Annotated in this window: 25 protein-coding genes; 3 read left to right on the forward strand and 22 right to left on the reverse strand. The window is 45.4% G+C overall.

Translation table 11 applies throughout. The annotated features are described in order from the left end of the window. Positions 1 to 59: 59 nt before the first annotated feature. Complete coding sequence (locus tag RP262_RS07300; RefSeq protein ID WP_311154738.1) at positions 60 to 824, reverse strand: CdaR family protein; 765 nt, start codon at positions 822 to 824, stop codon at positions 60 to 62. Then, on the reverse strand, positions 812 to 1660 hold the full coding sequence (gene cdaA / locus RP262_RS07305) for a diadenylate cyclase CdaA (protein ID WP_002912101.1): 849 nt from the start codon (positions 1658 to 1660) through the stop codon (positions 812 to 814). Before cdaA ends, RP262_RS07300 begins: the two co-directional genes overlap by 13 nt. A 232-nt stretch (positions 1661 to 1892) precedes the next feature. Between cdaA and murT the strand changes: the two genes are divergently transcribed. From murT to RP262_RS07320, 3 genes are read left to right on the forward strand one after another with little or no spacing between them, the layout of a single operon-like run. Beyond that, positions 1893 to 3236 carry a lipid II isoglutaminyl synthase subunit MurT gene (gene murT / locus RP262_RS07310; RefSeq protein ID WP_311154739.1) on the forward strand — a complete coding sequence of 448 codons (1344 nt, stop codon included), beginning with the start codon at positions 1893 to 1895 and terminating at the stop codon, positions 3234 to 3236. Then, entirely contained in the window at positions 3236 to 4021 is a 786-nt protein-coding gene (gene gatD, locus RP262_RS07315; RefSeq protein WP_311154740.1) for a lipid II isoglutaminyl synthase subunit GatD, read from the forward strand. The genes murT and gatD overlap by 1 nt, the downstream gene beginning before the upstream one ends. A gap of 18 nt (positions 4022 to 4039) precedes the next feature. After that, the gene (locus RP262_RS07320) at positions 4040 to 4297 is read left to right on the forward strand and encodes a LapA family protein (protein ID WP_006267878.1); all 258 of its coding nucleotides are present in this window, start codon (positions 4040 to 4042) and stop codon (positions 4295 to 4297) included. An 18-nt stretch (positions 4298 to 4315) separates the two neighbouring features. On the opposite strand, the gene RP262_RS07325 is transcribed toward RP262_RS07320, so the two are convergent. The 20 genes from RP262_RS07325 to RP262_RS07420 all read right to left on the reverse strand — a co-directional run bounded on the left by RP262_RS07325 (position 4316) and on the right by RP262_RS07420 (position 21081). Further along, entirely contained in the window at positions 4316 to 5497 is a 1182-nt protein-coding gene (locus RP262_RS07325) for an MFS transporter (protein WP_311154741.1), read from the reverse strand. A 78-nt stretch (positions 5498 to 5575) separates the two neighbouring features. Beyond that, entirely contained in the window at positions 5576 to 6439 is an 864-nt protein-coding gene (locus RP262_RS07330; RefSeq protein WP_311154742.1) for a MutR family transcriptional regulator, read from the reverse strand. Positions 6440 to 6443: 4 nt separating this feature from the next. Beyond that, positions 6444 to 6800 carry a hypothetical protein gene (locus RP262_RS07335; RefSeq protein ID WP_048768472.1) on the reverse strand — a complete coding sequence of 119 codons (357 nt, stop codon included), beginning with the start codon at positions 6798 to 6800 and terminating at the stop codon, positions 6444 to 6446. A 45-nt stretch (positions 6801 to 6845) separates the two neighbouring features. Then, positions 6846 to 8741, reverse strand: coding sequence for an ABC-F family ATP-binding cassette domain-containing protein (locus RP262_RS07340; protein ID WP_311154743.1), 1896 nt, complete (start codon positions 8739 to 8741; stop codon positions 6846 to 6848). Positions 8742 to 8840: 99 nt separating this feature from the next. After that, entirely contained in the window at positions 8841 to 9206 is a 366-nt protein-coding gene (locus RP262_RS07345) for a hypothetical protein (RefSeq protein WP_311154744.1), read from the reverse strand. Positions 9207 to 9210: 4 nt separating this feature from the next. Next, positions 9211 to 9930, reverse strand: a complete 720-nt coding sequence (locus RP262_RS07350; protein WP_311154745.1) for a matrixin family metalloprotease — start codon at positions 9928 to 9930, stop codon at positions 9211 to 9213. A gap of 177 nt (positions 9931 to 10107) precedes the next feature. Then, on the reverse strand, positions 10108 to 10968 hold the full coding sequence (locus RP262_RS07355) for a DNA/RNA non-specific endonuclease (RefSeq protein ID WP_311154746.1): 861 nt from the start codon (positions 10966 to 10968) through the stop codon (positions 10108 to 10110). Between the two features lie 58 nt (positions 10969 to 11026). Beyond that, the gene (locus RP262_RS07360; protein ID WP_002917490.1) at positions 11027 to 11209 is read right to left on the reverse strand and encodes a DNA-directed RNA polymerase subunit beta; all 183 of its coding nucleotides are present in this window, start codon (positions 11207 to 11209) and stop codon (positions 11027 to 11029) included. After that, positions 11202 to 12482 (reverse strand): UDP-N-acetylglucosamine 1-carboxyvinyltransferase, encoded by a 1281-nt coding sequence (gene murA / locus RP262_RS07365; RefSeq protein ID WP_223337572.1) that lies wholly within the window; start codon positions 12480 to 12482, stop codon positions 11202 to 11204. Before murA ends, RP262_RS07360 begins: the two co-directional genes overlap by 8 nt. Before the next feature lie 67 nt (positions 12483 to 12549). Next, positions 12550 to 12780: a DUF1146 family protein gene (locus RP262_RS07370; RefSeq protein WP_002897901.1), complete on the reverse strand. Its 231-nt coding sequence runs from the start codon at positions 12778 to 12780 to the stop codon at positions 12550 to 12552. A 174-nt stretch (positions 12781 to 12954) separates the two neighbouring features. Beyond that, complete coding sequence (locus RP262_RS07375) at positions 12955 to 13377, reverse strand: F0F1 ATP synthase subunit epsilon (protein ID WP_002900740.1); 423 nt, start codon at positions 13375 to 13377, stop codon at positions 12955 to 12957. Positions 13378 to 13384: 7 nt separating this feature from the next. Then, a complete protein-coding gene (gene atpD / locus RP262_RS07380; RefSeq protein WP_002895993.1) occupies positions 13385 to 14791 on the reverse strand; it encodes a F0F1 ATP synthase subunit beta in 1407 nt (468 codons plus the stop codon). A gap of 38 nt (positions 14792 to 14829) precedes the next feature. Beyond that, complete coding sequence (locus tag RP262_RS07385; protein ID WP_002895995.1) at positions 14830 to 15711, reverse strand: F0F1 ATP synthase subunit gamma; 882 nt, start codon at positions 15709 to 15711, stop codon at positions 14830 to 14832. A gap of 15 nt (positions 15712 to 15726) precedes the next feature. Then, positions 15727 to 17232: a F0F1 ATP synthase subunit alpha gene (gene atpA / locus RP262_RS07390; RefSeq protein WP_311154747.1), complete on the reverse strand. Its 1506-nt coding sequence runs from the start codon at positions 17230 to 17232 to the stop codon at positions 15727 to 15729. A 15-nt stretch (positions 17233 to 17247) separates the two neighbouring features. Further along, on the reverse strand, positions 17248 to 17784 hold the full coding sequence (locus RP262_RS07395; RefSeq protein WP_002904151.1) for a F0F1 ATP synthase subunit delta: 537 nt from the start codon (positions 17782 to 17784) through the stop codon (positions 17248 to 17250). After that, on the reverse strand, positions 17784 to 18278 hold the full coding sequence (gene atpF / locus RP262_RS07400; protein WP_002906932.1) for a F0F1 ATP synthase subunit B: 495 nt from the start codon (positions 18276 to 18278) through the stop codon (positions 17784 to 17786). The genes RP262_RS07395 and atpF overlap by 1 nt, the downstream gene beginning before the upstream one ends. Before the next feature lie 18 nt (positions 18279 to 18296). After that, the gene (gene atpB / locus RP262_RS07405; RefSeq protein WP_149566400.1) at positions 18297 to 19013 is read right to left on the reverse strand and encodes a F0F1 ATP synthase subunit A; all 717 of its coding nucleotides are present in this window, start codon (positions 19011 to 19013) and stop codon (positions 18297 to 18299) included. A gap of 35 nt (positions 19014 to 19048) precedes the next feature. Further along, entirely contained in the window at positions 19049 to 19249 is a 201-nt protein-coding gene (locus RP262_RS07410) for a F0F1 ATP synthase subunit C (protein WP_002896005.1), read from the reverse strand. A 264-nt stretch (positions 19250 to 19513) separates the two neighbouring features. Continuing rightward, complete coding sequence (manA, locus tag RP262_RS07415) at positions 19514 to 20455, reverse strand: mannose-6-phosphate isomerase, class I (protein ID WP_125401437.1); 942 nt, start codon at positions 20453 to 20455, stop codon at positions 19514 to 19516. A gap of 125 nt (positions 20456 to 20580) precedes the next feature. Further along, on the reverse strand, positions 20581 to 21081 hold the full coding sequence (locus RP262_RS07420) for a phosphatase PAP2 family protein (protein ID WP_125401436.1): 501 nt from the start codon (positions 21079 to 21081) through the stop codon (positions 20581 to 20583). Positions 21082 to 21102 lie beyond the last annotated feature (21 nt).

A 21102-nucleotide genomic window follows, 5' to 3' on the forward strand; every position in this document is an offset into this window, starting at 1 on the left:
AGGTTTAGGCTGCAAGCAAGGCAGACCGCTTTAATCCAAGTTTATTTTCAAAATTTTATTTAGTTTTTATTTGATGAGCTCGTATTTGAGTTACTGTTAGAGGAGGACGAGTCTGAGCTGTCTGCTGTTTTAGTGTTGACACGCATAGTCGTTTCAAATGGTGTCACCACGCTTGGCATGACATTCCCCTGTCCATCAACAGCCTGTAGCGGCGCTGTCCCGCTATAGTTACCAGTGATAATGACATTGGTCGGGAGAATAGCTACGACATATTCAATCTTAGACAGGGTCTCCTCGTCACTGGTAACTGTAGCTTCCTTATTTTCCAAGGTCACACCACTGATCGTCACATTTTCAGCCACCTGGCTGTCTGTGATGAGGTAGCGGACCTCAACCTTCTTGCTGGCCTTTTTACCAATCTTAACAGAAATCTTCTGTGGAGTGACTGTAGCAGTCAGACCGCTCGGTAGGTTTTCCACTTTCAGAGGAATCTCTACTGTGCCTTCTGTAGCCTTGGAAAGATCAGCTACGACTCGAAACTTCCGAGTACTTTCCTGCATTTCACTGGCTAGATTGACTCGGTTGGAGCCTGTCAGGGCAACGGAAACTTCAGAAGTAAAGCCGCTGATAAAGTAATTCTCGCTGTCATATTTGATGTCAATTGGCACATTGGAAACCGTATTGGTATAAGTTTCAGATGTGACCTGTCGAACTCCAGTATTGTTTTGATAACTGCTAGAGGTTGCATAGACAAAAAGCACTAGGGCAAAGAAAAACGAAGAAATTATATAAAGAATTTTTTTACGTTTTTTCATTTCTTCCATCCTCCCATGAAGCGTTTTTTCAAACCTGCTGGCTTGTCCTGCTCTGATAAGAAGACCTTTCTCAGCTCTATCTCAAACTCATCCAAAGTCAAATCATGCTTGAAAATTCCATTGTGCGTGGTGGAAATACCGCCGGTTTCTTCTGAAACGACAAAAGTAAACGCATCTGATACTTCAGACAGGCCAATAGCTGCACGGTGCCGGGTTCCAAACTCCTTAGAGATGCCGCTGCTTTCTGTCAGAGGCAGGTAGGCACAGGAAGCCGCAATTTTATTGTTTTTTATAATGACAGCTCCATCATGCAATGGCGTATTGGGGATGAAAATATTGATTAGTAGCTCTCCGGACACATCTGCATCCAAGGGAATCCCTGTTGCAATGTACTCCTGCAAGGTGCGGGTTCCCTGAATGGCCACCAAAGCCCCGATTTTCCGCGGACTCATATAGGCAACAGACTTGACAAAGGCCTGAACCATTTTTTCTTCGTTACTGATGGGCGTCGTAGAAAAAATATCCGTTGCTCGGCCCAGCTTTTCCAATCCTGCCCGAATCTCAGGCGAGAAAATCACCACGGCCGCAATGACCCCGTAAGTGATGACCTGATTAATCAACCAAGAAATGGTGGTCAAGCCGATGATATTGGCAAAAAACTGTGCCAAGATAAAGAAGAGCACCCCGCGGACCAAAATCATAATCTTGGTACCGGCAATGGCCTTGATTAGATAATATAAAATCCATGCGACGATAGCGACGTCAATAATATTAATTACAATCCTCCAAGGGTCAGAAAACAAACTGGCCCAATATTGGAGATTGGTTAGTTGTTGAAAATTCATACTTAGACTTCCTACTCCTCTACAAGCAAAATCAAGCAGCTGTAGCAACAAATCGAACTTATTAAACCTAGTAACAGCCTGATTTCACCTTGTAATTAGAGTTCACTCAATTAACTTCTCTCTTTTTATTTTACAGTGGGTCTTAATGCTTAAAGACTTACCAACCCATTATATCACGTTTGTCAATATTTTTCTGTAACCTTCTTTACTTTTTTATGATAAAATATTTCTTATGAAGATAAATACAGCATTGGGCCTCTTGGCAGGCAAGTCCTCCTACTTTGTTCTCAGCAAAATGGGACGTGGCTCAACTCTGCCAGGGAAAGTTGCCCTGACATTTGACAAAAACATTTTACAAAACCTAGCAAAGAACTATGAGGTCGTTGTTGTTACCGGAACCAATGGTAAAACTCTGACTACAGCTCTGACGGTAGGCATTCTCAAGGAAGCCTTCGGACAAGTGGTGACCAATCCCAGCGGTGCCAATATGATTACCGGGATTACCACAACCTTCCTGACCGCTAAGAAAGGCAAATCTGGCAAGAATATCGCTGTGCTAGAAATCGATGAAGCCAGCCTATCTCGGATTTGTGATTATATCAAGCCTAGCCTCTTCGTCTTTACCAATATTTTCCGAGACCAGATGGACCGCTATGGTGAGATCTACACGACCTACCAGATGATTCTGGATGCTGCAGCTAAAGTGCCTGAAGCGACTGTACTGATGAATGGTGACAGCCCCCTCTTTAACTCGGTCAGCCTGAAGAATCCTGTTCGCTACTATGGATTTGATACTGAGAAAGGCCAGGCTCAGTTGGCTCACTACAATACAGAGGGCATCCTCTGTCCTAAGTGCGAGCATATCCTCAAGTATGAGCTCAACACCTATGCAAATCTGGGGGCTTATATCTGTGAGGACTGCGGCTTCAAGCGTCCTAAGCTTGACTACAGCCTGACCGCTCTCAAAACACTTGAGCATAACCGCTCTGCCTTTACCATTGATGGACAAGACTATCAAATCAATATCGGCGGTCTCTACAATATCTATAACGCTCTAGCAGCAGTGTCAGTAGCTCAGTTCTTTGGTGTCGAGCCGGCTACTATCAAGGCCGGCTTTGACAAGAGCCGAGCTGTCTTTGGCCGTCAGGAAACTTTCAAAATCGGCGATAAGGAATGTACCTTAGTCTTGATTAAAAATCCGGTCGGTGCGACCCAAGCTTTGGATATGATTGGACTTGCGCCCTTTGACTTTAGCTTGTCCGTCCTGCTCAATGCCAACTATGCGGACGGCATTGATACCAGCTGGATCTGGGATGCTGACTTTGAGAAGATTCTAGAGATGGAGATTCCTCATGTCATTGCAGGTGGTGTGCGCCACTCTGAGATTGCTCGTCGACTGCGGGTAACGGGCTATCCAGCAGATCAGATTACCGAAGTCAAAGATTTGGAAGCAGTTTTTAAGACCATTGAACAGCAAGAAACCAAGCATGCCTATATCTTAGCAACTTATACTGCCATGCTGGAATTCCGCGAGCTACTGGCAGAACGACAAGTGGTCAGAAAGGAGATGAATTAATGGTATACAGATCCCTCACTTCTCCTGAAAACCAGGACTATCGCTACGATATAAAGATTGCCCACCTCTATGGCAATCTCATGAATACCTACGGCGATAACGGCAATGTCCTCATGCTCAAGTATGTAGCTGAAAAGCTAGGCGCTAGAGTTGAAGTCGATATCGTCTCTCTAGAAGATGACTTTGACAAGGACAACTACGACATCGTCTTCTTTGGCGGAGGTCAAGACTATGAGCAAACGATCGTGGCCCGTGACTTGCCAGCTAAAAAAGAAGCTTTGGAAAGCTTTATCAATGAAAATGGCGTTGTACTAGCTATCTGCGGCGGCTTCCAACTCTTAGGTCAATACTATATCGAGGCTTCTGGCCGTCGAATCGAAGGTCTGGGCATCATGGGTCACTACACCCTCAACCAGACCAAAAACCGCTATATCGGTGACATTAAGATTCATAATGATGAATTCGATGAAACATACTACGGCTTTGAAAATCACCAAGGACGAACTTTCCTCTCGGACGATGAAAAACCTCTGGGCAAAGTCGTCTATGGAAATGGCAACAATCAAGAGGATGGTTGCGAGGGTGTTCATTATAAAAATGTCTTTGGCTCCTACTTTCACGGCCCTATCTTGTCACGCAATGCGAACTTGGCCTACCGTCTGGTGACCACTGCTCTGAAAAACAAGTATGGCTCTGATATTGAACTGGCTGCTTATGAAGAAATCCTAGCCCAAGAAATCCCAGAAGAATACGGAGATATCAAGAGCAAGGCTGAGTTTGAATAAATAAACAGGAGAATCACTATGAAAGAAAAATTGCATTATATCCTGCTTTTAATTACCATTCTATTGGTGGCCAGTATTTCCTTGGCCAATATGCAGAGCGTCAATGTTAGCTTTATCCTATTTAGCTTCAAACTTCCCTTAATCATATTGATTTTGGTCTCAGTGCTCCTAGGCTCTGTCACGACCTTTCTCATCAGCATGTTGAAAAATTTCTCACTGAAAAAAGAGCTTAAGAAAACCAAAGAAGCACTTAAAAATTCCCATACAGAAAACTAGGTTGGAAATCACTCCAGCCTAGTCTTTTTGTATTCTCTTTTGATAAAGGTAGGAAATCAAAGCCAATCCCATCACTCCGAAACCAATCAGAAGAAAGGAAAGGGTGTGGACACTCGGCAGAAGAGTCATCAGAAAAGTCGCAGGAGGCATGAAAAGAATTGCCAGCGTGTAGATCGTTGAGAAAACGCGGCCTAGATACTGCTTGTCCACCTTGGTCTGAACCTGGCTGAAGAAATGAATGTTGAACACAGTCATAAAAAGCTCGCAGATAAGATTACCAGAATAGGAGAAATATGGATGAACCGGTAGCAAGGCAGAGACGCCCATGACCAGGACTACAACACCAGTCAATAGCAGAGCTACAAGAAGATTTTCCATACTGGCCTTAACCTTGCTAGCTAGAATAGCTCCAACGATTGAGCCTACAGCTCCCAAACTCAAAATAGTTGCATAAGAGCCGGTCTTGCCGTAGAGCAGATTGGTAAAAGGCAATAGATAATTAAAAGCCGCAAAGAAAAAATTGACTGCAGAAGCTACCAAAAGCAGAAAGAAAATTTCTTTTTGCTGACGGATATAAACTAAACCTTCCTTGATATCTCTCAGGATATTTCCAAGATTGATGGGAGACTTCTGCTTACTCGGCTCATGATTGGGCAGAAAGTAAACCAAGGCAAAAGCCAGAAAAAAGCTAAGGGCATCCAGCTGAAGAGTGATGCGCAAATTTGCATACTGCATTACGATAAAAGACAAAACTGGAGCTGAGACACTGATAACCTGCAAGGCTAATTCCAGATGAGAATTGTAGATTACAATGTCTTCCTTGTCTACAATTTCGGTAATATAAGACTTATTAGCTGGCCGAGAAAAAGCAAAGGCTATAGCCTGAACCACATTAGCAAAAATCAGCGCTCCAATCATGAGCTGGTCACTAGAAATAAAAGAAATCAGCAGACAAAGACCAGCACAAATCAAGTCCGCTACCATCAGCACCTTACGTCTGGAAAAGCGGTCCGTAATAGCTCCCCCCAAAGGATTGAATAAGATGGAAGTGACTAGCTCCGATATCTGATAAATGCCCAAGACCGTCTGTCCCAGAGCTCCCAAAGAAGTAAGCCAGATGCTATTCCCATAGTCATAGAGCATATTCCCAATTTTATTAATAGCAGCCCGTGTAATCAGCTGTGCTGCCTGTCGATTCATAAAAATACCTCCTTCCATTTCTGGAACTATTGTAACAGGAATAGAGGGAGGTCCTTTATTTTTCCCATATTTGGGAAATTATGCTTTTACAAACTTATCGAAATGCTCTTGATAATAGGCGACTTGCTCAGGTAAATCCAGCACTTCAAAGATGTGCATAGCTTCCTGCATTTGCTTGATTCCCTGCTTCTTCTGTCCCTTCTGATAAGCCGCAAAACCCTTGAGATAGAGGAATACATTGCGTTCATAGAGTTTGATGCCCTTGCCAATGATTTTCTCTACGTAAGCCTCAAAATAGCTAGCCTTGTCAAAAGAACAACTTTCCAAACAATGCTGATAACAATTGAGCGCTATAATCAAGACTAATTTCTTATGGCGACCAATTTCTTTGTAGTAGTCCTCCCGCTCCATGACTTCCTTGCCCAGACGGTAGACGTAGTCCACATCATAGAAGCTATAGAGATTGCCAAATAGGATCAGCTCATACATAGTCCAATCTTCTACTTGGAAGAGATAATCGGCAACCTTATCTAAATCTTCTTGCCTCATGCGAAACTGACTATCTCGCTGACAAATCAAGCCCTGCATCAAAATCCAATTCAATTCATAGTAAAGAGGCGCACTACTGGCCTTGGCCTTTTCCAACTGCTCCGCTTGCAAGTCCTGAAATTCCTTGATGTCATTTGAGTAGTAAAGAGGGATAATCTTACCCATCATGGCCACATGCTCATGCTGCTGGAAATTCCGGGCCTTGTCCATAAAATTTTCAAGGGTCACATGAATATTATCCAAAAGATCTAAAAATTTCGAGAGGGTCATGTCCGACTCACCCAGTTCAAAACGAGACAGCTGAGAGGTCGAGCAAACCTGACCAGCTGCTTCCTTCAAAGAATAATGTCCATTTAAACGAAAATCGCGAAAAACTTTGCCTAAATTTTCCATTTGTTTACCACTTAAATTCTTTCAGTTGCTTTTCCAAATCCTGTAAATAGGCTTCATCCAAGCCATTCCGGTCTTTTACTGGGGCTTCCAGACTGGCCAGATAAAGCAAGAACTGGTCCGCCAGTATCTCATATTGATGGAAAGGCAGGCGCTTCATCTGGGCCTGAACGAAATCAGCTGCCTCTGCAAAATGCTCGCTTTCCAGCAGCTCTTGCAAATAATCAGCTCCATCAAGCTGCCGGCCTTGCTCATCTTCAAACTGCCCCAGATCCAAATGCTCGATTGTCAGGCGCAGAGCCGAACCAAGCATATTGGCCGCTCCCTTGATCTGCCGCATAAACCAATCGTTTTCTGTCGTCATCAGTAGCTCCTTTCAAAGCGGGCGGACTGACTGCCGCTAAAAATACTACTCCTTCTCCGCTAGTTCTTCCCATTCTAGCATGGCTTCTTCTTGGGCAACGGTCAGCTGGTCGATTTGCTGCTGGCTCTCCATGAGTTCGGCGGCGTCGTTGGTAGCCTGCATGGCTTCCTGAAGCCGACTGATCTGGCTGTCCAAGTCCTCTATTTGCGCTTCCAATTGCTCTAGGCGACGAGCCAGCCGGCGCTGTTCTTTCTGGTTTTCCTTTTGGAGCTGATAGTCATTGGCAGGGACAGGCTTGTCAGGACTGGCCTGCTCCGTCTCCTCACGCAAGGCCTCCTGCTCTGCCTTTTTCTCCAGATAGTAGTCATAATCACCTAGATAAAGGGTGGAGCCTGTTTCAGAAAGCTCGATGATCTGGGTGGCCACGCGATTGATAAAGTAACGGTCATGGCTGACAAAGAGCAGGGTGCCGTCAAAGTCAATCAGAGCATTTTCCAGCACTTCCTTGCTGTCAATGTCCAGGTGGTTGGTCGGCTCGTCTAGGATGAGGAAGTTGTTGTTTTCCATAGACAGCTTGGCTAGAAGCAGCCGCGCCCGCTCTCCACCTGATAGCATGCCGACAGACTTCTTGACATCGTCTCCCGAGAAGAGGAAAGCGCCTAAGCGATTCCGAATCTCGACCTCTGACGTCAGCTTGAAGTCATTCCATAGCTCGTCAAGTACCGTATTGCTGGCAGTCAGTTTGCTCTGGGTCTGGTCATAGTAGCCCACTTCCACATTAGCCCCTAGCTGCTCCTTGCCTCTGATGAAGGGCACTTGACCGATTAGTGATTTAATCAAGGTCGTCTTTCCAATCCCATTTGGTCCGACGATAGCTACCGCATTAAACTTGCGAATATCAAGGTTAATTGGCTCCGACAGGACTTCCTCGCCATAGCCAATAGCCGCATCTTCCAAGGTCAGAACAACATTTCCAGAAACCTTATCGGATTTGAAGGTCATATTAGCCGAACGACTGCCGGTCTCCGGCCTGTCCAAACGCTCCATCTTTTCCAGCTGCTTACGACGGGACTGAGCCCGCTTGGTTGTGGAAGCCCGAACCAGATTACGATTGACAAAGTCCTCCAGCGCAGCGATTTCTTTCTGTTGCTTTTCATAGTTCTTAGCTTCAGTGGCTAACTTCTGCTCCTTTTGGACCACAAAGCTAGAGTAATTGCCCACATAGCGATCCAAGGAATGCTTGGTCAAGTCCAGCGTGATGGTCGCAACCTTGTCTAGGAAATAGCGGTCGTGGCTGACGATGATCAGGGCACCGCTGTAGTTGACTAAGTAAGTCTCCAGCCAGGCAATGGTCTCGATATCCAAGTGGTTGGTCGGCTCGTCCAGTACCAGCAGCTCTGGCTTTTCCAAAAGCATCTTAGCCAGAGCCAGACGGGTATTCTGCCCGCCCGAAAGCTCAGAAATCTTCATCTGCCACATGGACTGGTCAAACTTGAAACCATTCAGAATCGCTCGAATATCGGCCTCGTAGGTAAAACCACCCTTCTGGCGAAAGTCCTCTGACAGCTGATCGTACTGGGTCATTAGAGCAGTCAGATTTTCCCCTGACAATTCTCCCATTTGCAGCTCCATCTGCCGCAAGCGCTTCTCTTGCTGACGCAGACTATCAAAGACCAGCAGCATCTCGTCGTAGATAGTATTCTCCGACTCAAAGCGGCTGTCCTGAGCCAGATAGGACAGGGACAAGTCTCGTTTTTTATTGATCTGACCAGACGTAGGCTCTTCCTCGCCCACCAAAATCTTGAGCAGGGTTGACTTCCCAGCTCCATTTTTACCGACGAGGGCAATCCGATCACCCTCATCCACCTGCAGGTTAATATTGTCAAAAAGAAGCTCCCCTGCAAAAGAGCGTTCAATCTTGCTTGCTTGTAAAATAATCATAAGACCATTATAGCAGATTTCCAGAAGCACAGCTATCAGAATTCGAGAGAAAGCGAACTCAGCTCCCCAAAAGAAAAAAGACAGCCATATCTGACCGCCTTACATAAAACTATTGAGAATAGATTGATTCTGCAAAATCAGATAAATTCCCAGCAAAATCAGAATCGCAAAGACAACAAATTTAATCATTCCCTTGATTAGACGAATAACCAGAAGGATAATCATGGATCCGACTAGCCACATAAAGGCGGAATTGTGAAAAAATCCCTGAACTGCTTCAATATTCTGGCCGAAGAAGACCTGAATGGGCGCCGGAACATGATTTTCCCAAGCCGCTGTCACTCCTAGCTGGTTGGCAATCTCATTGCCGCTTTTCCATAGCCAGACAAAGATTCCTGAGTTAAAAACAAAGAGAAAAACTTGCTCTGGAAAGTGTCGAATCAAGTAAAAAATAGATTTTAACATAGGCTTACGATTGATACAAGTCTTTTACAGCCTGGATATCTGTCGGCTGGATACTGTAAAATGAGCCTGCTGACTGCATCACTGATTCCTCCTCATTATGGTCTAATCCGATAGCATGGCCCAATTCGTGCGCTGCTGTATTGACAATCCGCTCATGAGAGTAAGCATAGCGACTGTCCAGCAGGTAGTAACTATTAAGGCGAACTGTAACATGGGTAAACCGCTTGGTTAGGAGATTGGTTTGCGACTCAGCTTCACCAGCTGCACTGATGTTGCCATCGTTCATCTCCGTCGCAACAATGTCCGCCTTGTCTTTGTCATTGATGATTTGAAAGGTGAAGGCACCTGTTTGATTCCAAGAATCAATGGCCTCCTTATAGGCTGAACGGAAGGTTTCATTATTTGTATCGATATAAATCGTGGCGCTTGGCTGATCCCAACGAGCCCCTGTTGTTTCATGCTCATCTGTCAGCTGATCCGTCTGCGTCTCCTCACTGCTGTGAAGCCCTGTGGAAATGCCTTGGTGATTTAAAAATTGATCCACTCTGCCAACAGCCGTCTGAACAGCCTGCGTCAGTCCCTCTGTACCCGGTTTTGTCGAAGTGGTAAAATAGAAAATTCCGACAATAACCATAAAGCTCAGGACAAAGGACCAGGTAAGTCCCCAAACCACGCGCCCAATCAGACGCATGAGGAACCGGATACTTTTAAAAATAAGTCCCATCGCAACCTCCTTTACTAGATTGTAAGAGAACGTTGATTTTACCACCGCTTTCTTAAAGAAGACTGAAAAATTAGCCTTCTTCTCATCTATTAGCATAAAAGAAAATGACTACAAATCTGCAACCATTTCTTTTCATACTATTGAATACTCTTTGCAAATCCATTTTTGAGTATAAAATTAAGAACCTCTATCCAGACTGACCCTGCCACTATTATAGTCCAAGCGAATCCCTTTTTGCACATTCGGGATAAAGACATTGAATTCCAGACTACCATCGCTGGACTTGGCCTCTAGGTGAGAACCAACCGGCACTAAATCCGTCTCCGTAGCATAAATCAAGGTTACCCGGTAGCGCACCCGCTTGTTCTTATCCAGGGCCTTCCGGATCTTTGTCTCGTAGTAATTCTGCCCTGTCGAGTCCGCTTCATTGGCTTGGTTGGACCAAGCGGTCTGCACAGCGATATTGGCAGGATTGCTAGTAGAGGCATCAAAGCCCTTCAAACCACCAATCAGCGAATAGGCCAAGAGATGTCCTCGGTCCACAGCATGATTGTACTCACCAGGGAGGTTCTTGAGTTGATGCCAGCCTGCCGGTACCCATGAAGTGTTGGCATTTCCAGTTTCTTCCCGTTTTTTGTACTGGCGGGTTGACTTGGATAAAAAGGCATTCGCCACTGTCGGAAGGGTTTGCGCTTGAACAAGCTTGGTCTTATTGTCAGCGTAGGGCTTACTAGAAATCCCCGCATCCAAGTCTGTCTTATTTCCATTCACGATAAAGGCGCCAGCTCCGTTCCATTCAATGCTGCCTTTGAGCTGAGCTCGCACAGTATCCGTCAGAACACTCTCAGCCAGTTCCTGACTAGGAGTACCCTGATCTTGAACTTGCCCAACCCTGATTTCGGAATTTGGACTCTGAAGTGGCTGCTGACCATCCTGTCCCCAGAAATAGCCAGCCAGAGCCAAAATCAAGGCCAGAGTCAGCCCAGCCCAGCCTTGCAGACTCTTAGAATTCCTTTTCTGACTAGTCTTTCTTTTCATCTTCTTTCTTTCAACTTAGCAAACTGGATTCATTTCAGCTAGTCTTTTCGACTAGGAGCTAGTTTCCAGTAAACTTCCCGATTAATTCTTGCCAGGTTTCTGGTGACCAGATAGAGCCCTTACCATTTCCGATAACATTATAGCCAATCATCAGAGCCACGAAAAAGAGAATCACAGCTACCAGGAGAACCAGTAAAACAAGGCCAATCTGCCGGCCTAAATATTTAAGATTTTCACTCATCGTCTTCTTCCTTTACACGCTTCACTTTGGCTCCCAAGGCTGCCAATTTCTCATGGAATTTATAGTAGCCTCGGTCTAAGTGTACCAGCTTGCTGACCTTAGTCTCGCCTTCGGCAATCAAGCCCATCAGAATCAAAGTCGCACTGGCCCGAAGGTCTGTTGACATGACTTCAGCTCCCTGAAGACTGCCGCCACCCCAGATACGAGCTGTGTCACGCATGATATCAGAGTGCAACCCCATCCGACGCATTTCCTCCAGATGCTGGAAGCGATTCTCAAATACAGTCTCAATCATCGTAGACTCGCCCTTGGCCATGGCCATCAGCGCCGTAAACTGAGCCTGCATGTCAGTAGGGAAGCCCGGATAAGGAAGGGTCTTGACCGAAACTGGTCTGAGCTTCGAAACATCGGAACGAACCCGAATCCCTTCATCTTCCTCTGTCACTTCCACTCCCATTTCCTGCATTTTGGAAAGCAGGGGACGATTGTGCTCCCAAATGGCATCCTCAATCAGCAAGTCACCGCTGGTCATAGCTGCAGCAACCATAAAAGTTCCTGCTTCGATACGGTCTTGAACCACATTATGCTTGGCCCCTCGCAGCTGATCCACTCCGACAATAGTCAGAGTCTCAGTACCTGCTCCTCTGACCTTGGCTCCCATTTCATTCAAAAAGAGAGCTAGGTCAACGATTTCAGGCTCCCGAGCAGCATTTTCAATCACTGTCGTACCTTGAGCCAGCGTCGCAGCCATCATGATGTTTTGTGTTGCTCCTACACTGGGAAAGTCCATGTAAATGTGAGCACCTTTGAGCCGATCGGCTTTAGCTTCGATGTAACCCGCTGTTTGAGTAATCTGAGCTCCCATGGCTTCAAGACCTTTTAGGTGCAAGTCAATAGGCCGACTGCCAATCGTACAGCCGCCGGGCATGGAAACCTTAGCATGACCATTACGAGCCAGGACTGGCCCCAAAACAACGATAGACGCCCGCATTTTGCTGACGTATTTGTAAGGTGCCTCCTCAGACAAGGGCTGGGTGGCATCCACAACAACTGTATTTTCTTCCTGATTAAAATCCACCTGAGTGTTTAAACCGCGGACCACATTGTTCATGGTAAAGACATCAGACAAGACCGGAACATTTTTCAAAACAGACTGGCCCTCGCTAGCCAAGACTGTTGCTGCCAAGAGAGGCAGCACCGCATTTTTTGCTCCTTCAATCTTGACCTTTCCGACCAAGCGATTATCTCCACCTTGAATAATAATTTTTTCCATACCGATTCCTTACTCTAAATTTTTAAAATTATCCATACTATCATACCATAAAATCAAAAATATGACCTTATAAAGTACCGTTAAAAATCGCCCGGCTCATATCGTAAATACCAATGAAGAAAAGGCTGACTAAATAGCCCAAGGCAATACTGAACAAGAGAATCAAAAAGCGAATCTTCATCGCATTATCGGCATTAACCTTGAAAAACCTCTCCCACTCAACAACCGTTGACAGCAGATGAAAGGCAAAGAAAATAAAGAGCAAATGACTGCATAATTTAAAAATAACTTCTACCATAACTTTTATTATACCACAAGACTCCAGTTAGGGACGAACTAAACAGTCCTGTCCTTTTTCTTTGGAAAAGAAAACTGAGACAGACCTGCCTCAGTTTTGCGTATTCATTTTGTATTCATGAAAGCATCTTACCAGACGATGAATGGCTTCCATCAATCTAGGCGAAATAGCTTCTTATAATCTTGTTCCGACATTGATCCGGTTGATTGCCCGTTGCAGGGCAATCTTAGCCCGGCGTTCTTGGTCAATCAAATGCTTATCATGTGCTTCTTCGATTTCTTGCTCAGCTCGGAGCTTAGCCCGCTCAGCCCGACTAATGTCGATATCTCGCTCACGCTCAGCTGAGTCCGCCACAATAGTAATGACATTATCTGCAATTTCAATGATTCCGCCATTAACCGCAATCCAGTCGATATGCTTGTCATCATCAATCCGGCGCACCTTAACCTGATCCACTTCTAAAACAGCGATGGTATTGATGTGGCGGGGCAAAATCCCCAGCTCACCATCAATGGTCTTTACGGAAACAAATGCAGCATGGTGATCATAAATAAGACCATCCGGTGTCACGATTTGTACTGTCATTTGAGCCATCATTCACCTCTTAGAATCCCATTTTCTCAGCCTTGGCCAATACATCCTCGATGGAGCCCACACCACGGAAGGCATCTTCCGGCAGCTTATCGTGCTTACCTTCAAGGATTTCTTTGAAACCACGAACCGTTTCTGCTACTGGTACATAAGAACCTGGCTGACCGGTAAATTGCTCCGCCACATTGAAGTTCTGTGACAGGAAGAACTGAATCCGCCGCGCACGTGCAACCAAAGTCTTCTCATCGTCAGACAACTCGTCCATACCAAGGATAGCAATGATATCCTGCAACTCATGATAACGTTGCAAGACCCGCTTCACCTCTGCTGCCACTGCATAGTGCTCTTCTCCGACAATCTCTGGTGAAAGGGCACGCGAGCTGGAAGCCAATGGATCCACGGCTGGATAAATCCCCAGCTGAACCAATTTCCGTTCTAGGTTGGTTGTAGAGTCCAAGTGAGCAAAAGCTGTCGCTGGTGCTGGGTCAGTATAGTCATCCGCTGGCACATAAATAGCCTGGATGGAAGTAACGGAACCTTTCTTGGTTGAGGTAATCCGTTCTTGTAACTGTCCCATTTCTGTCGCAAGTGTTGGTTGGTAACCAACGGCAGAAGGCATGCGGCCCAAGAGGGCAGATACTTCCGAACCAGCCTGCGTAAAGCGAAAGATGTTGTCAATAAAGAGCAGCACGTCCTGACCTTCCACATCACGGAAATATTCCGCGATAGTCAGTCCTGTAAGAGCAACCCGCATCCGAGCTCCTGGCGGTTCATTCATCTGACCGAAGACCATGGCGGTCTTTTCGATAACGCCAGACTCTTTCATTTCCCAGTAGAGGTCATTCCCCTCACGCGTCCGCTCACCAACACCTGTGAAGACAGAAATTCCACCATGTTCTTGGGCAATGTTGTGAATCAATTCCTGAATCAGGACTGTTTTCCCTACTCCGGCACCACCAAAGAGACCGACTTTCCCACCTTTCAGATAAGGAGCTAGAAGGTCGATAACCTTAATCCCTGTTTCCAGAATTTCTGATGAAGTCGATAGTTCATCAAAGGTCGGTGCCTTCTTATGAATCGGCTGGCGCTCTGCATCCTCTGCAAAAGGCGCATCCAAGTCAATAGTGTCTCCTAGGACATTGAACACCCGCCCCAGAGTTTCCTTGCCAACTGGCACAGAAATCGGACGACCAGTATCCAAGACCTCCAAACCACGCGTCAAACCATCGGTCGACTCCATGGCAATGGTCCGCACCACACCGTCACCAAGCTCAAGAGCTACTTCAAGGACGATTTTTGATTTTTTCTCATCATTTTTATAGACTACAAGTGCATTATTTATCTCAGGTAGTTTGTCTCCGGCAGCAAACGCAACGTCTACGACCGGCCCGATAACCTGAGCAATTTTGCCTGAGCTCATGTTTTTTCCCTCGTTTAATTTCTAATTCATTTGTGGCCTTATTCTAGGGCACTTGCACCCGCCACGATTTCAGTAATTTCCTGCGTAATGGCAGCTTGCCGAGCGCGGTTGTACTGAATAGTCAAATCACTGATGACCTTTTTAGCATTGTCTGTCGCTGTCTGCATAGCAGTCATGCCAGCAGCATTCTCAGCCGTCTTGGCATCAATAATGGCACCGTAAATCATGCTCTCTGCAAACTGGGGCAGCAGTTGATCCAAGATAGAATCCCGACTGGATTCCAGTTCCAGATTCAGCGTATAATCTTCATCAGCTTCATTGGGATCCAAGTCAATGATTGGCAGCATCTGCTCCACCCGCATCTGACTGGTCAGACTGTTGACATGGTGGTTATAGCAGACATAGAGCTCATCAAAGAGTTCATTCTGATACATCTCAATGGTTTTGCTAATGATTTTACGGACCTCATCGAAGCTAGGCTGGTCGGCTAGACCACGCAGCTCATAAACTGGCTGAATGCCCCGAGCTCGGAAGAAATCAGCACCGACACTTCCGATACAGATGACTTCAAAGTCCTCTCCTGTCGGATGGTACTCAGCTTTCAGCTCCATCAAAGCCTTAAGGATTGTAGCATTATAGCCACCTACTAGACCACGGTCAGAAGTGATGACGATATAGGCTGATTTCTTAACTGGCCGACTAATTAACATCGAGTGATGACGGGCATTTTCAGCCTCGTGGCCATGCAGCATATCCGTAACTAACTTACGCACTTTCTGGGCATAGACCTGAAAGTTCTTGGCTGCTTCCTCAGACTTTCCCAGCTTAGCAGCAGAAACCATCTGCATGGCATTGGTGATTTGACTGGTGTTTTTCGTGGATGCAATTTTATTTTTAATATCATTTAATGAAACTGCCATCTGACACCTCTATTCTTATTTGAAGCTAGACTGGTCAATAAACTCAGTAATGGCAGCATCCAAGACTTCCTCACTTGGAAGGTCTTTCGTTGTCCGAATGGTTTCATAAATGCTTTCTTGATGTGCATCAAAGTAGGCAAATAATTCTGACTCAAAGCGCAGAATATCATCTACTGGCACACTGTCCAAAAAACCATGGGTCAAAGCATAGAGAATCACGACCTGCTTCTCAACCGGCAGCGGCTCATGAATCGGCTGCTTCAAGACTTCTACAGTCCTGCGGCCACGATTGAGCTTGGCCTGAGTTGCCGCATCCAAATCACTACCAAACTTAGTAAAGGCCTCAAGCTCCCGATAAGAAGCCAGGTCGATACGCAGGGTTCCAGCTACTTTCTTCATAGCTTTGATTTGGGCAGAGCCCCCAACCCGTGATACAGAAGAACCTGCATCAATGGCTGGACGTACCCCAGCATTGAACAGGCTGTCGCTGAGGAAAATTTGTCCATCAGTGATTGAAATCACGTTGGTCGCGATATAGGCTGAAATATCTCCTGCCTGCGTTTCAATAAATGGCAGAGCTGTAATCGAACCACCGCCCAGCTCATCAGAAACCTTAGCTGAACGCTCCAAGAGACGGCTATGCAGATAGAAAACATCTCCAGGAAAGGCCTCACGGCCTGGCGGACGACGGAGCAGGAGAGACAGTTCACGGTAAGCCACAGCCTGCTTGGACAAGTCATCATAGACAATCAAAACATGTTTGCCATTGTACATGAACTCTTCTGCCATCGCTACACCAGCATAAGGCGCTAGGAAAAGCAAAGGCGACGGCTGTGAAGCAGAGGCTGTCACGACAATCGTATAGTCCAAAGCACCATACTGACGCAGCGTTTCTACCTGCGTACGAACGGTAGATTCTTTCTGACCAATCGCCACATAGATACAAATCATATCCTGACCTTTCTGGTTCAGGATGGCATCAATGGCAATGGTCGTCTTCCCAGTCTGACGGTCCCCGATAATTAGCTCCCGCTGGCCGCGGCCAATTGGAACCAAGGCATCAATAGCCTTGAGACCTGTCTGCAAAGGCTCAGATACTGACTTACGCTGCATGACACCCGGAGCTGGTGTTTCAACCGGGCGTGTCTTATCCGTGACAATGTCACCAAGTCCATCAACAGGACGACCCAGCGGATCAACAACCCGTCCAATCAAGGTCTCGCCCACAGGAACTTCCATGATTTTACCAGTCCGGCGAATGGTATCTCCCTCACGAATGTCTGTAAAGTCTCCCAAGATGATAATCCCAACATCGGTTGACTCTAGATTTTGCGCCATACCATAAGAGCCATTTTCAAAGATTAACAGCTCTCCGCTCATAGCCTTATCCAGACCATGAGCGCGCGCGATTCCATCACCAATATAAGTGACGACCCCTGTTTCTGTGACGTCAAAATTTGGCTGGAAATTTTCAATTTGTTGCTTAATTAAAGCGCTGATTTCTTGTGCGTTAATCGCCAAAATTCACACCACTTTCTATTTCAATTTTTCTTTAACGACTTGCAATTGACGTTTTATGCTTGCATCAATTGTTTTGTTATTGGCAGAAATGACAAAGCCGCCAATCAAGCTGCTGTCCAATTCTTCCTTGAGCGAGCGAACCTTTAGTCCCATTTTCTGCTCAATAATCGGCCGAATCTTCTCCTTCTGACTGGCTGTCAAAGGCTGAACAGAGCGCAACGTCACCTCAAACTCATTGCTGATCTTTTCAAGCTGGTGCTGACTCTCCAGCACAATCTCATAAAAGAGGTCCTCACGATGATTGAGAATGACAATTTCAATCAGATTATCAAGCAGCTGCGAGCCTGAGTTTTGAAAGAGCCGCAGACTCTTTTCTTTCTCGTGGTCACTGATGCCGATATGTGACAAAAAGTCAGCAAGGCCGGTCTCCGCGAAAACAGCCTTAATCTGACTCAGTTTTTCAAAAACATCTTCTTGCTGACCTTTTTCAAAGACCGTCTGAACAAAAGGCAAAGCATATTTCTCAATGATTGCATATTGCTTCTTATCCATCAGGCATCTCCTAACTGTTTGATATAGCGGTCAATGAGCTCGCTTTGAGCTTCCTTATCCAGCTCCTGGCTCAGAATCTTACTGGCCAGAGTCACAGTCAAATCAGCTACTTCTCCTTTGATGCTGCTCATAGCCTCTGCCTTGTTTTGGGCAATTTCCTGATTGGCTTTAGCCTTCAAGCGCCCTGCTTCTTCTGCTGCATTAGCTAGGATTCCAGCCTTATTCTTCTCAGCTGTCTCCTTAGCAGTCTCAACGATAGAAACTGCTTCGACCCGACTGCCTGCCAGAGCTTCCTCACGCTTTTGCGCCAAGTCTTCAGCTTTCTTACGGGCCGCTTCCGCACCGTCAATATCGTCTGAAATCTTTTGAGCACGCTGATCTAAAATCCCGATAATATTGCCCCAAGCAAACTTCTTAATGAGAAATACTAAAAGAAGAAAGGAGCCGGCAATCAAGATAAAGTTGCCAATAATTTCACCTACGGTTATATTCATTTTCTCTATCCTTTCTTTTTATTCTACCTCACCATTAATCTTTTTACCAAGATACATAGATGTTAGCATGGTAAAAACATAGGCTTGGATACAGGAAATAAAGATGGAAAAACCAGTCCAAACCATGTTCATAATAAAGGCAATCGGATACCAATACGCTGCTTGATGTGCCCAAGTCAAGAGCAAACCAGCCAATACTTCACCTGCAAAAATATTCCCATAAATCCGCAAGGCTAGCGAAGCAAAATTGGTAAATTCTTCCAAGATATTCATGGGTGTCATGATACCTGGAGTCACAAAACCTTTTAGATATCCTTTTATACCTTGACGACGGATTCCTTCTACATGACAGAATACCGTCACTAAAAGAGAGAAGCCTAGGTCAAAAGCGAGATTTGCTGTCGGTGATGTCCAGAGATTGAAACCATTGGTTGTCTGAACCTTAGCCATTAATCCCAAGTTATTCGCCACAGCTACGAAAAGAAAGAGGGAGAATAGAAAAAGCGAGTAATTCTTCATATAATGCTCGCCAACGTTTCCCTTGGTAAAATCAATGACAAAGTCATAGATATATTCCAAAGCATTCTGCTTTCTTGACGGCTTAATCGTCATCTTTCGACTTGCCCAATAAACAAGTCCAAAAGTTACAAGGACCGTCAGCAGAGTCATGGCCAGCAGGGTCAAATCAAAGGTCACAGGACCTATATTGATAGTTGGATTGATACTTTCTTCCAACAGATGACACCCCCTTTTCTAAAGAGAATCCTTTCTTATTTGATAACAAAGGACATAGCCAGCGTTACAAAGAAAGTACCTTCAACAAAGGCTACTCCCAAGATTAGGAGGCTTCGCAATTGACCGATAATTTCTGGCTGACGAGCTGCTGCCTTAAATAGATTACTCATAATCATACCTTCAGCAATTGATACGCCCAAGCAGGCCAAACAAAGTCCTAAATATGTTAAATTCATGATGACTTCTCCTTTATATTTTAAAATTTACTTCCTTAGTTTACTCCTAAAATATCGAATAGTCAATCTTTTGCCACCATTGTAAGCGTTTTTTGTTTCATTCTTTTGATTTCTAAATTTTCCTGTCAAAACAATTGAATTATTCTTGATATACAAACTATTATGCTATATAAATAAGAAGAAACTGTCTAAAATTTTACTTATTTCCTATATTTTAAAAAGAAAAAAGAGCAAAGTGATTATTTGCTCTTGATTTTTCTATAGTTATGGATGGCTGACAATCAGTTGCAAATCCCCAGACAAGGTCCATTCTGTAACATCACTAGGCAGGATGAAATGATCTCCTTTTTCGATTTGGTAGACAGCTCCATCAACTTCTAGCTCACCGACTCCTTCCAAGACACTGACCAAGCTATAGTCTGCTGTCTTTTTAAAATTAACCGAACCAGCGATATCCCACTTGTAAACAGCAAAAAAGTCATTGGCCACCAAAAGAGTAGAAGTCAGACTATCTGCCTGAATGGTAACAGGACAGCTATTAGCAGGCTCACCGATAGTCAGAACGTCAATCGACTGCTCCAAATGCAGCTCACGAAGATTGCCAGCATCGTCCTTACGATCAAAGTCATAGACACGATAGGTTGTGTCACTGGACTGCTGAGTCTCTAAAATCAGAATCCCCGAGCCAATGGCATGCATGGTGCCACTTGGTACATAGAAGAAATCACCAGCTTTAACTGGAATTTTAGTCAGGAGACAGTCCCAGTCCTTGCTCTCAATCTGCCGGCGCAGCTCTTCCTTGCTCTTGGCATTGTGACCATAAATAATCTCTGCTCCTTCGTCTGCAGCAATGACATACCAGCATTCTGTCTTACCAAGCTCCCTTTCGTGCTCCAGTCCATAGGCATCATCAGGATGGACCTGAACACTGAGCCAGTCATTAGCATCTAAAATCTTCGTCAAAAGCGGAAAGACAGGTTCCGGGCGATTGCCAAAGAGCTCACGGTGCTCGGCATAAAGCGCATCTAACTTCTGGCCGGCAAATCGTCCGTTCTTGACGGTTGAGACACCATTAGGATGAGCCGAGATAGCCCAGTACTCCCCTACATGTTCGCTGGGAATCTCATAGCCAAAGACATCGCGCAGCTTGGTGCCGCCCCAAATCTTCTCCTGCATCACAGACTGTAGAAATAATGGTTCTGACATAGTTTTCTCCTTAAATTTTTTTCGCATCCAGCAAGGAATAGCCCTTGGTGTCGAAACGGTTGTTACTGCTTCTATTATAATATAGCTGGAAGTCCTTTGTCTACTCTCTGCTGAAATCAAGCCTTTTATAGTAAAAAGAGTAAAGCTCCCCAGCAAATGCCGCAAAGATAGCCTACCAGCACATCCTTTGGATAGTGCACTCCGCCAATCACGCGCACTACGGCCAGCCCTGCTGAAAGCAAGAGGCATATAAGTCCCGGCAACCAGAAAAAGTAGAGTAGGCACATGGAAATAACAGTCGCTGAAAAGACATGGCGGCTGGGCATGGACTTTCCTGATGTATCCTTGGCCAGCAAGGGTTGAATAGCCCATTTTTCGTAAGGGCGTGCCTGATTCAGCCGTTTGCGAATAGCCGATAACAGACCAAATCCGATAGCTGGCAGGAAGAAAAAAGCAAGCAGCCCTTTCCACCCCTCTGTCAGAAAAGCAGAGAGCAGGACCAAGCTGTAAACCAGAGGTATGAAGAGGGTCATTCCCCGATTGAAGTAAACCAGTCCTTTCAGCCACTGAGGGCGACTGCGAAAGGGAGCCGTTAATTGTTGATAAAAAATGGTGTAGTCTTTCATGCTTGCTTACCCTGCTTTTCT

This window comes from uncultured Streptococcus sp. (genome assembly GCF_963456385.1).
Taxonomy (GTDB): domain Bacteria; phylum Bacillota; class Bacilli; order Lactobacillales; family Streptococcaceae; genus Streptococcus.

Coding starts and splice junctions, on each gene's coding strand:
- RP262_RS07300 (WP_311154738.1), bottom strand. CDS start 824: ATGGAAGAAATGAAAAAACGTAAAAAAATTCTTTATATAATTTCTTCG.
- cdaA (WP_002912101.1), bottom strand. CDS start 1,660: ATGAATTTTCAACAACTAACCAATCTCCAATATTGGGCCAGTTTGTTT.
- murT (WP_311154739.1), top strand. CDS start 1,893: ATGAAGATAAATACAGCATTGGGCCTCTTGGCAGGCAAGTCCTCCTAC.
- gatD (WP_311154740.1), top strand. CDS start 3,236: ATGGTATACAGATCCCTCACTTCTCCTGAAAACCAGGACTATCGCTAC.
- RP262_RS07320 (WP_006267878.1), top strand. CDS start 4,040: ATGAAAGAAAAATTGCATTATATCCTGCTTTTAATTACCATTCTATTG.
- RP262_RS07325 (WP_311154741.1), bottom strand. CDS start 5,497: ATGAATCGACAGGCAGCACAGCTGATTACACGGGCTGCTATTAATAAA.
- RP262_RS07330 (WP_311154742.1), bottom strand. CDS start 6,439: ATGGAAAATTTAGGCAAAGTTTTTCGCGATTTTCGTTTAAATGGACAT.
- RP262_RS07335 (WP_048768472.1), bottom strand. CDS start 6,800: ATGACGACAGAAAACGATTGGTTTATGCGGCAGATCAAGGGAGCGGCC.
- RP262_RS07340 (WP_311154743.1), bottom strand. CDS start 8,741: ATGATTATTTTACAAGCAAGCAAGATTGAACGCTCTTTTGCAGGGGAG.
- RP262_RS07345 (WP_311154744.1), bottom strand. CDS start 9,206: ATGTTAAAATCTATTTTTTACTTGATTCGACACTTTCCAGAGCAAGTT.
- RP262_RS07350 (WP_311154745.1), bottom strand. CDS start 9,930: ATGGGACTTATTTTTAAAAGTATCCGGTTCCTCATGCGTCTGATTGGG.
- RP262_RS07355 (WP_311154746.1), bottom strand. CDS start 10,968: ATGAAAAGAAAGACTAGTCAGAAAAGGAATTCTAAGAGTCTGCAAGGC.
- RP262_RS07360 (WP_002917490.1), bottom strand. CDS start 11,209: ATGAGTGAAAATCTTAAATATTTAGGCCGGCAGATTGGCCTTGTTTTA.
- murA (WP_223337572.1), bottom strand. CDS start 12,482: ATGGAAAAAATTATTATTCAAGGTGGAGATAATCGCTTGGTCGGAAAG.
- RP262_RS07370 (WP_002897901.1), bottom strand. CDS start 12,780: ATGGTAGAAGTTATTTTTAAATTATGCAGTCATTTGCTCTTTATTTTC.
- RP262_RS07375 (WP_002900740.1), bottom strand. CDS start 13,377: ATGATGGCTCAAATGACAGTACAAATCGTGACACCGGATGGTCTTATT.
- atpD (WP_002895993.1), bottom strand. CDS start 14,791: ATGAGCTCAGGCAAAATTGCTCAGGTTATCGGGCCGGTCGTAGACGTT.
- RP262_RS07385 (WP_002895995.1), bottom strand. CDS start 15,711: ATGGCAGTTTCATTAAATGATATTAAAAATAAAATTGCATCCACGAAA.
- RP262_RS07395 (WP_002904151.1), bottom strand. CDS start 17,784: ATGGATAAGAAGCAATATGCAATCATTGAGAAATATGCTTTGCCTTTT.
- atpF (WP_002906932.1), bottom strand. CDS start 18,278: ATGAATATAACCGTAGGTGAAATTATTGGCAACTTTATCTTGATTGCC.
- RP262_RS07410 (WP_002896005.1), bottom strand. CDS start 19,249: ATGAATTTAACATATTTAGGACTTTGTTTGGCCTGCTTGGGCGTATCA.
- manA (WP_125401437.1), bottom strand. CDS start 20,455: ATGTCAGAACCATTATTTCTACAGTCTGTGATGCAGGAGAAGATTTGG.
- RP262_RS07420 (WP_125401436.1), bottom strand. CDS start 21,081: ATGAAAGACTACACCATTTTTTATCAACAATTAACGGCTCCCTTTCGC.